The organism is Devosia sp. (assembly GCF_040509215.1).
GTDB lineage: Bacteria > Pseudomonadota > Alphaproteobacteria > Rhizobiales > Devosiaceae > Devosia.
This window is the reverse complement of the sequence record NZ_JBEVLL010000085.1, coordinates 1-8671: the sequence shown is the minus strand read 5'-3', so window position 1 is coordinate 8671 and position 8671 is coordinate 1. Positions and strand designations below refer to the sequence as shown.

Below are 8671 nucleotides of genomic sequence, written 5' to 3'. Positions count from 1 at the left end.
CGCCATCGTGGCCGTGGACATGGACTTCAAGATCACTGAGGCGGTGACTCGCGTTCGGACGCAGATGACCATCGAGCCGCGGCCGGAAACTGCGCCGGGCACGTCGCTGGTGCTCGACGGAGACGGGCTCACTCTGCAATCCATCGCCATCGATGGGCTGCCGATGATGTTGTCGGCCTACGCGACCGACGACAACGGCCTGACCGTCGTCGAGCCGCCCTTCCGGCGCTTTGTGCTCGAAACCGAAGTCAATCTCACGCCCGAGACCAATACCAAGCTCATGGGCCTCTACCGTTCGAGCGGCACCTGGTGCACGCAGTGCGAGCCCGAAGGTTTTCGGCGCATCACCTATTATCTCGACCGCCCGGATATCCTCGCGCCGTTCAAGGTGCGCATCACCGCGCCGCGCGAGGTAGCGCCGGTCCTCCTCTCCAACGGCAATCTCATCGACAAGGGCGACGCCGGCGACGGCACACACTTTGCCCTGTGGGAAGACCCATTCCCCAAGCCGGCTTATCTCTTCGCGCTCGTTGCCGGCGATCTCGGCTCGATCACCGATACCTTCACGACCGGCAGCGGCCGTAAGGTTGATCTCGCCATCTATTGCACCCATGGCAAGGAGGCCGAATGCGCCTATGCCATGGACAGCCTCAAGCGCTCCATGGCCTGGGACGAAAAGCGCTTTGGCCTCGAATATGATCTCGACGTGTTCAACATCGTCGCCGTGGCCGATTTCAATTTCGGCGCGATGGAGAACAAGGGCCTCAACATCTTTAACGACAAGCTGGTTTTTGCCCTGCCCGAGACGGCGAGCGATGCCAACTATGCCAATATCGAGCGCGTCATTGCGCACGAATACTTCCACAACTGGACCGGCAATCGCATCACCTGCCGCGACTGGTTCCAGCTCTGCCTCAAGGAAGGCCTGACGGTCTATCGCGATCAGGAATTTTCCTCGGACGAGCGCAGCCGACCGGTTCAGCGCATCCATGACGTCGAGAACCTGCGCATCACGCAGTTCCCCGAGGATGGTGGCCCGCTGGCCCATCCACCGCGGCCGGATCGCTATCGCGAGATCAACAACTTTTATACGACGACGGTCTACCAGAAGGGTTCGGAAGTCGTCCGCATGCTGGCAACGCTCCTGGGCGAGACTGGCTTCCGCAAGGGCATGGACCTCTATTTCGAGCGTCATGATGGCGAGGCGACGACCATCGAGGCTTTCCTCAAGGTCTTCGAAGACGCCACCGGCACCGATCTCGGCCAGTTCTCCCGCTGGTATCTCAATGCGGGCACGCCGGCGGTGACGGCCAGCGACAGCTATGATGCGGCGAGCCAGACCTACACGCTGACGCTCTCGCAAAAGACCGCGCCGACGCCGAACCAGCCGGATAAGCCCCCCTTCGTCATCCCGGTCAAATTCGGCCTGATTGGCCCCAATGGCAGTCCCATGGGCTGGACGGGCGTTGAGGGCGGCACCATCAAGGACGACCTCATCGTGCTCGACGGCGAAACCGTCACGCTGACTTTCTCCGGCGTTGCCAACCGACCCGTGCCCTCGCTGTTGCGCGGCTTTTCGGCGCCGGTAAAACTATCGACCAACCTCACCCAGCAGGACCTGCTGTTCCTTGCCCGACACGACAGCGATCCCTTCAATCGCTGGGACGCACTGCAGACCGTTGCGACCCAGTTGCTGGCCGCAGCGGCCACTGGCAAGGCGCCGGCTTCGAGCGATGTGGACGCCCTCCGTCAGGCCATCGTCGACACGCTCGGCGATCCGGCGCTCGACCATGCGTTCAAGGCGCAGGTCATCGCCATGCCAGACGAAACGGTCATTGCCCGGCAGATCGGCAGGGATGTGGACCCGAACGCCGTCGCTGAAGCGCGACGCGCGCTGATCCGCGCGATCGTTGAACCGATTGCCGAGCATCTTGAGACGCTCCATGCCGAGTTGCAGGTCTCCGAGCCCTATAGTCCCGACGCCGCCCAGGCCGGCCGCCGCTCGCTGCGCAATGGCCTCCTGTCACTGCTGACGGCCGGGTCCGACCGCGGCGCGGCCTTGGCCGAGGCGCAATATCATGCGGCCAGCAACATGACCGACCGCTACGCAGCGCTCGCCATCTCCGCCCATAACTGGACTTCAGCAGCCCCCGGCCTCCTTGGTGACTTCCGCACCCGTTTCTCCGGCGATCCGCTGGTTTTCGACAAGTGGCTGGTTGCCTCCTCGCAGGCGCGGGACGACGCGATGATCGAGCGTCTTCGGGCCATCCTTGCCGCGCCCGATTTCCCACGGACCAATCCCAACCGCCTGCGTGCCCTCCTCGGCAGCTTCGTGATGAGCAATCCCGCACAGTTTGCGCGGGCCGATGGGCTGGGCTTCCGCTTCATCACCGAAGCGGCCGCCGAGATCGACAAGGTCAACCCGCAGGTCGCCGCGCGCGTCCTCACCGGCTTCCGCATTCTGCCGCTGCTCGAAAGCGGCCGTCGCGAGGCTGGCCGGGCCGCACTCGAAGCGCTCAAGAGCCAGTATTCGCTCAGCCGCAACACCGGCGACATCGTCGACCGAATCCTTGCAGGCTAAACGCCTGACATTTCGGAAAAATGAGATGCCTCCCCACCTACAAAGGGGGAGGCATTGTTGCGTCCGGAAGCCCACCTCCACGGACGGCGTTTTTCACAGGGCTGTGGAAGGATTTTTCTTTCCGTCTAAGTGATTCAAGAGACTCACGTTTTGGCGCTGCGCTCGCAAAGGCGCCAACAGCCCTATGGACAAGTTACCTACGGGTGATTCATTACTTGTTAACGAGCAAATCGCTTCGGGGCTAAACCCTTAAAAATACGGAGACTTTCATGCAGTCGTCGGAGGCATCCGGCGCCGATGCTGATGGATTCAGCATGGGCAATGGGGATAATTTTCGGCGCCTCCGCCGCCAGGGCAAGACTGCACCCAAGGGGTTCAGGCAACGTGTCTTGACGCCGATGACGCTGGCTGTGGCCGCCACGGCCTTCACTGCCGCGACCCTTTTCATCGTCTACGACGTCGTCACCACGCTGGGCGAGGTCAAACGCGAACTCTCGTTGATCGGCGTCGCCGTCGCCGCACGCATTGCCCATGAGCCCACCGCCGCGGCCGAAACGACGCTTGCGAGCACACCGAGCGATTTTCCGGGCATTACCCGAGCGCGCTTCGTTGAAGCAGAGGCCGATTTCGGCGATTTCTTCTCGCATGCCGTACCGGCTGGATCACATGGCCTTGTCAGTGTGCAGGCCGAACAATCGGGCGCCGTCGGCGCGCTTGCCGGCCGCGGCACCGCGGCCCTGGCCCTCGCCGGCCTTGTGACCGCCCTGACGCTGCGCCGTCGCCGAAGCGAAGCGATGCCCGATCCGATGGAGCGCCACACCTATCGCTCGCTCACCTCGGCTATCCCGATGGGCGTTGCCTGCTGGACCACCGATGGTCGGATGATCGTCTGCAATGGCGATTATCGCGAGCGCTTGCAACTCGATAGCGACGCCATCACCTATCCCGAAGCGCTGTCGCGCCTGTTGTCGGGTGGCTATATGAAGCTGCTGCGCGAAGAGAGCGGCAATCGTCTGCTCGAGCTGCACCAGCAAGACGGTTCGTGCCTCCTGATCGACGAACGCCCCCTACCCGATGGCGGCTTCATGACGATCCTTTCAGACGAGACCGAGCGCCGCCGCACCGATGTGCTGCTCTCGACCATCCGCGAAGAACAGCGCCTCTTGGCGCGCCGCTACCACGAAGAAAAGATCCGGGCCGAGGCAGCCAGCCGCGCCAAAACCAATTTCCTCGCGCATCTCAGCCACGACATTCGCACGCCGCTCAATCACATCATCGGCTTTGCCGAGCTGATGGAATGCGAGACTTATGGGGAGATGGGCGACCCGCGCTACGCCGAATATGTGCAGTCGATCAAAACCTCAGGCGAGCACCTGCTCAACTCATTCGCTGCCATTCTCGATCTCGCGGAGCTTGAAAACGGACAAAAGGTCCTGCGCACCGACGCAGTTCCGCTCGACGAGGTCATCACGGCAACCTGCAGGCGGTTCCGCGGTCAGATCGGCCGCGCCGGCCTCGCCCTCTCGGTCAACTCCGACACTGGCGCAATGCTCTGCGGCGATCGCCTGGCTTTCGTCCGCATGGTCGGCAATATCGTCGAAAACGCCATCCGCTTCACCCCGGCCGGTGGCAAGCTGACGCTCGCGACCTTTGCTGCCGATGATGGCGTCGTCATCGAAGTCACCGATACTGGCATCGGCATGAGCGAAGAGCGGCTTTCAAGCCTAAGCCAGCCCTTTGCCCTCGGTGACGCCACGTTTACCCGAGAGGGCGTCGGCCCTGGGCTCGGCATTTCCATTTCGCGCGCCATAGCCGAATTGAGCGGGGGGCGCATGGTCATCGACTCCGCTCCATCGGTGGGCACAACGGTTGCCATTTCGCTGCCGCTCGACGCCCGGCATAACTCCGCCACCGTAGCGGCCTAGATCATGATCAACCGCGCGTGGCACGAGACGCACCGCCTGGGCCCCAAGGCCAAGCTGGACGAGCGGGTCGCCTGGCACATCGAGCATGCGCAGGTCTGCGGTTGCCGGGAAATGCCCGAGAGTATCAAGGCCGAACTCACCAAGCGCGGCATCACGCCACCGGAACGCCGGCGCTAGAGTTTGCGCGCCGTCTCGTACCAAGCGGCAGCCGCTGCAGCGACCTCGCCCTGCATCTCCGCCACATCAAGCGCCAGGCGGCCAAAATCGGGATAGTGGCAGAGTTGCGCCAAAAGGTCCTGGAAGGCCGGCGACCAGGCTTCGTCCTTGAACGGACTGACCAGCGCCGAACTCATTACCTGCAGCACAGTTGCGTATATCGCGTGGATTTCAGCGAGCCGCTGGCCCTTGGGCACCAGCCCAATTTCGCCAAGACGCGCCAGAACCTGCGCGGGAGGCCCCTGTGGCAGGCCAATCTGCGTACCCGCGACCAGTTGCGCCGATTGGGCGATGAATTCGAGATCGACAAGGCCGCCATCGGCAAGCTTGAGGTCGAAGGCGTGACGCGGCTTGCGCTCCTTGGCCATCAGCGCGCGCATGCTCACGACATCGTCGATAATCTTGTCCTTGTCGCGCGGTAGCGCCATGACCTCGGCTATCTCACCCTCGACCACGATGGGAAGATCACCCGTGCCGGCAACGACGCGAGCACGGCTGAGCGCAAGGTGCTCCCAGGTCCAGGCCTCGCCGCGCTGGTAGGCGCGGAATGACGCGAGGCTCGTCGCCAGCGGCCCGGCGTTACCCGACGGACGCAAACGCATGTCGGTTTCGTAGAGCACGCCCTCGCTGGTCGGCGCCGCTAAAGCGGCCACCAATCGCTGCGTCAGGCGCGCGAAATAGTGCGACGGGGCCAGTGGGCGCTCGCCATCGGATTCGGCGTCCGGCGCGTCGTAAAGCAAGATGAAATCGAGGTCGGAGGTAAAGGTCATTTCCCGGCTCGCCATCTTGCCGAAGGCGAGGAGCGCCGTGGAGGCGCCCGCAATCCGGCCATGACGCCGCGCAAACTCTTCCTGCACGCTATCATAAAGACGATGGAGCAGGGTTTCGGCGAGAGCCGTAAATTGTTCACCCGCCACAGCGGCGCTGACCGTCCCGGAAAGTAGACCCGCCGCGACGAGGAATTTCTGCTCCTGCCCAATGATGCGGGCACGGTCGATCAGCTCTTCATAGGTGCGCGCATCGGCAAGGAAAGAGTCAACCTTGGAGACCAGCACATCGCGATGGGTGACGTCGTTGGCGAAGGCTGGGTCGATCAGGCCGTCGACGACATGGGCGCGATGGATGACCGCTTCGGCCATACGCGGCGCGGAAGCCATGAACTGCACAAGCAGCGAGCGCAATTGGGCATGATTGCGCAGCAGCGCAAAAAGCTGCACCCCACCCGGCAGACGGGACAGGAAATCGTCCATTCGGGCAAGGCCAAGATCGGCGCTGCCGGCATTGGCGAGGGTCGTCAGCAGCAAGGGCAGCAGTTCCGTCAGATGCGCTCGCGCCGCGGCGCTGCGGGTGGCGGCATAGCTGCCATAGTGCCATTTGCGCACGGTCTCGATAGCCTTGTGGGCATCGGCAAAACCCATATTGGTCAGGGTCTCGAGCGTGTTGGGATCGTCGTCGCTGCCGGTAAAGACGAGATTGCCTTCCACCGTGCCGAGTGTTTCTCCCTCGGTGAACAGCTCAGCATAGTAGCGCGCGACGCGTTCGAGCGCGGCGCGATAGTCCGTCTCAAAAGTCTTCAGGTCGGGCTGGTTCATCAGCCGGCCGATAACTGCAACAGCTTCAGGCGTGCCGGGCATGATGTGTGTCTGCTCGTCGCGCAGCATCTGGAAACGGTTTTCAACGGCGCGGAGATACCAATAGGTTTCGGTCAGTTCGCCGGCCGTCGTCGGGCTGATCCAGTTTGCCGCCGCAAGCGCCGCGAGCGCCTGCGAGGTCGGGCGCACGCGCAAGGCCTTGTCGCGCCCACCAGCGATCAATTGCTGGGTCTGGGCGAAAAACTCGATCTCGCGGATGCCACCGCGTCCGAGTTTGACATTGTGGCCCTCGACACGAATGTCGCCGACGTTCTTTGACACGTTGATCTGGCGCTTCATCGCCTGGATATCGGCAATGGTGGCGAAATCGAGATGCTTGCGCCAGACATAGGGCGCCAGTTCCTTCACGAACGCCTCACCCACCTGCTTGTCGCCGGCACAAGGCCGAGCCTTGATCCAGGCGGCGCGCTCCCAGTTCTGGCCGCGCACTTCGTAATAGGCCAGCGCCGCATCGACCGAGAGCGCTACGGGCGTCGAACCGGGATCAGGGCGGAGCCGCAGGTCGGTGCGGAAGACATAGCCATGGGCCTGATGATCTTCCATCAGGCCGACCAGCTTCTGCACCATGCGCGAATAGATTTTTGTGCCTTCACTGGGATCGACGAGCACCGGCTTTTGCGGATCGAAGAAGGCGACGATGTCGATATCGGACGAATAGTTGAGCTCGCGGCCGCCGTGTTTCCCGAGGGCGAAGAGCGCAAGACCGGAGTTTTTGGCGCGTGCTTCTTCGCGCGGAAGGAGCAATTGACCCTTATCGAAGGCCTGAGCCATGAGGAAATCGAGCGCCGCCTCAAGGGCAGCATCGGCGAGGTCGGAGAGTGCTTCGGTCGCCTTGGCCGTGGTCCAGACGCCGCCTGTTTCGGCCACGGCAGCCAGAAGCGCGGTGCGCCCCTTGGCTATGCGTAGTGTCTGACCAAGGCTCGCTTCATCCGCCGTGATTGCGGCTTCAGCAACGGATGCCAGAAGCTCTGCGAAGACAACATCGGGCCCGCGCTCAAGCGCATCGGCCAGCCAATCGGCATGCGTGCGCGCCAGTTCGAGCAGATAGGGCGCCGATTGCAGCAGTGTGCCGAGGGTTGGCTCGGCCGCCTTGAAAGCTAGGACTGCCGCTGGGGGCAGTTCGGCCAGCAGAGTGTCAAAGCCGGGATGCAGAATGGCGGGCAAGGGCGCGAGATGGATGCTCATGAAAGAGGCTTATCGCGCCACAATGGCGCCAGCAAGTCGCCCTCAGCCCTTTCGCGCCTCGTCTTCTGCGGCGCCGGAAAGTTCGGCCAGGACGCGCTTTTCGTCCTCGGAAAGCCCGCCCTCGCGGGTCTTGGCCGGCGCACGCCGAACGGCCCAGAACAGACCGAAGAGGCCCAGCCCCAAAAGCACCGGCGCGGCGATCCAGAGGATCAGCGTGTGGTTGTTGAGCCGGGGGTTGAGCAGAACATATTCGCCGTAGCGGTCGACGAGATACTGTTCCACCTGCGCATTGCTATCGCCAGCCACCAGCCGCTCACGCACCAGAATGCGGAGATCGCGCGCAAGATCGGCATCGCTATCGTCGATCGACTGGTTCTGACACACGAGGCAGCGGAGACCAGCCGAAATGTCGCGAGCGCGCTGTTCCAGCACCGGATCACCCAACATCTCGTCCGGCGACACGGCGAATACCGGCATGACGAGACAGAGCACCAAGGCGATGAGCGAGAGCAGCCGCTTCATTCCGCCGGCTCCATGGCAGGCTTGGCCGCCCGCTGCGGAGCGCCAACACGAAGGCGCCGGTCGGTCAGCGAAAGCACGCCTGCTCCGGCCATGACCAGGGCCCCGATCCAGATCAAGAGGATATAGGGCTTGTACCAGATGCGAACGACATGGGTGTCATCGAGCGGTTCGCCGAGCTGCAGGTAGAATTGCGACAGCCCGTAGGTTTCGATGGCCGCTTCCGTCGTCGGCATGCCGCTGGCCACATAGGTGCGGCGTTCGGCGGCCAATTGCTTGGTGCTACCGCCCGGCGCCGTGACCGTGAAATGTCCGGTATCGGCCATGTAGTTCGGCCCCGGAATCTGCTCGAAACTGTCGAAAGCCAGCGTGTAACCGCTGAGTTCCGCCGTCTCGCCCGGATTAAGCGTCGTCACCAGTTCGGTTTCCCAGGCGGTGACCGAGACGATGCCAAGAACCGTTAGGCCTAGCCCCATATGCCCGAGCGCCGTCGACCAGATGGTGCGCGGCAGGCCAACAAGGCGACGAACGCTCTCGCCCACCGGAATCCGACCGATGCGGCCACGCTCGATCAGTTCAGCAAAAGCACCAAA

The 8671-nt window shown here is 63.1% G+C and carries 6 protein-coding genes; 3 read left to right on the top strand and 3 right to left on the bottom strand.

Annotated features, from left to right (window positions below):
* The 3 genes from pepN to ABW043_RS04705 form a co-directional block, all read left to right on the top strand.
* Window positions 1-2581: aminopeptidase N (gene pepN / locus ABW043_RS04715; protein ID WP_353920077.1), on the top strand; the 2581-nt coding region annotated here is incomplete at its 5' end.
* Window positions 2582-2850: 269 nt separating this feature from the next.
* Window positions 2851-4506, top strand: coding sequence for a sensor histidine kinase (locus ABW043_RS04710; protein ID WP_353920076.1), 1656 nt, complete (start codon window positions 2851-2853; stop codon window positions 4504-4506).
* A gap of 3 nt (window positions 4507-4509) precedes the next feature.
* Window positions 4510-4683: a hypothetical protein gene (locus ABW043_RS04705; protein ID WP_353920075.1), complete on the top strand. Its 174-nt coding sequence runs from the start codon at window positions 4510-4512 to the stop codon at window positions 4681-4683.
* Here the strand turns inward: ABW043_RS04705 and ABW043_RS04700 are convergent.
* The 3 genes from ABW043_RS04700 to ABW043_RS04690 all read right to left on the bottom strand — a co-directional run.
* Window positions 4680-7559: a bifunctional [glutamine synthetase] adenylyltransferase/[glutamine synthetase]-adenylyl-L-tyrosine phosphorylase gene (locus ABW043_RS04700; RefSeq protein WP_353920074.1), complete on the bottom strand. Its 2880-nt coding sequence runs from the start codon at window positions 7557-7559 to the stop codon at window positions 4680-4682. The genes ABW043_RS04705 and ABW043_RS04700 overlap by 4 nt on opposite strands.
* 42 nt (window positions 7560-7601) lie before the next feature.
* Complete coding sequence (locus ABW043_RS04695) at window positions 7602-8081, bottom strand: cytochrome c-type biogenesis protein (protein ID WP_353920073.1); 480 nt, start codon at window positions 8079-8081, stop codon at window positions 7602-7604.
* Window positions 8078-8671, bottom strand: a 594-nt coding sequence (locus tag ABW043_RS04690) for a cytochrome c-type biogenesis CcmF C-terminal domain-containing protein (protein WP_353920072.1), incomplete at its 5' end; no start/stop codon positions are given. The genes ABW043_RS04695 and ABW043_RS04690, both read right to left, overlap by 4 nt.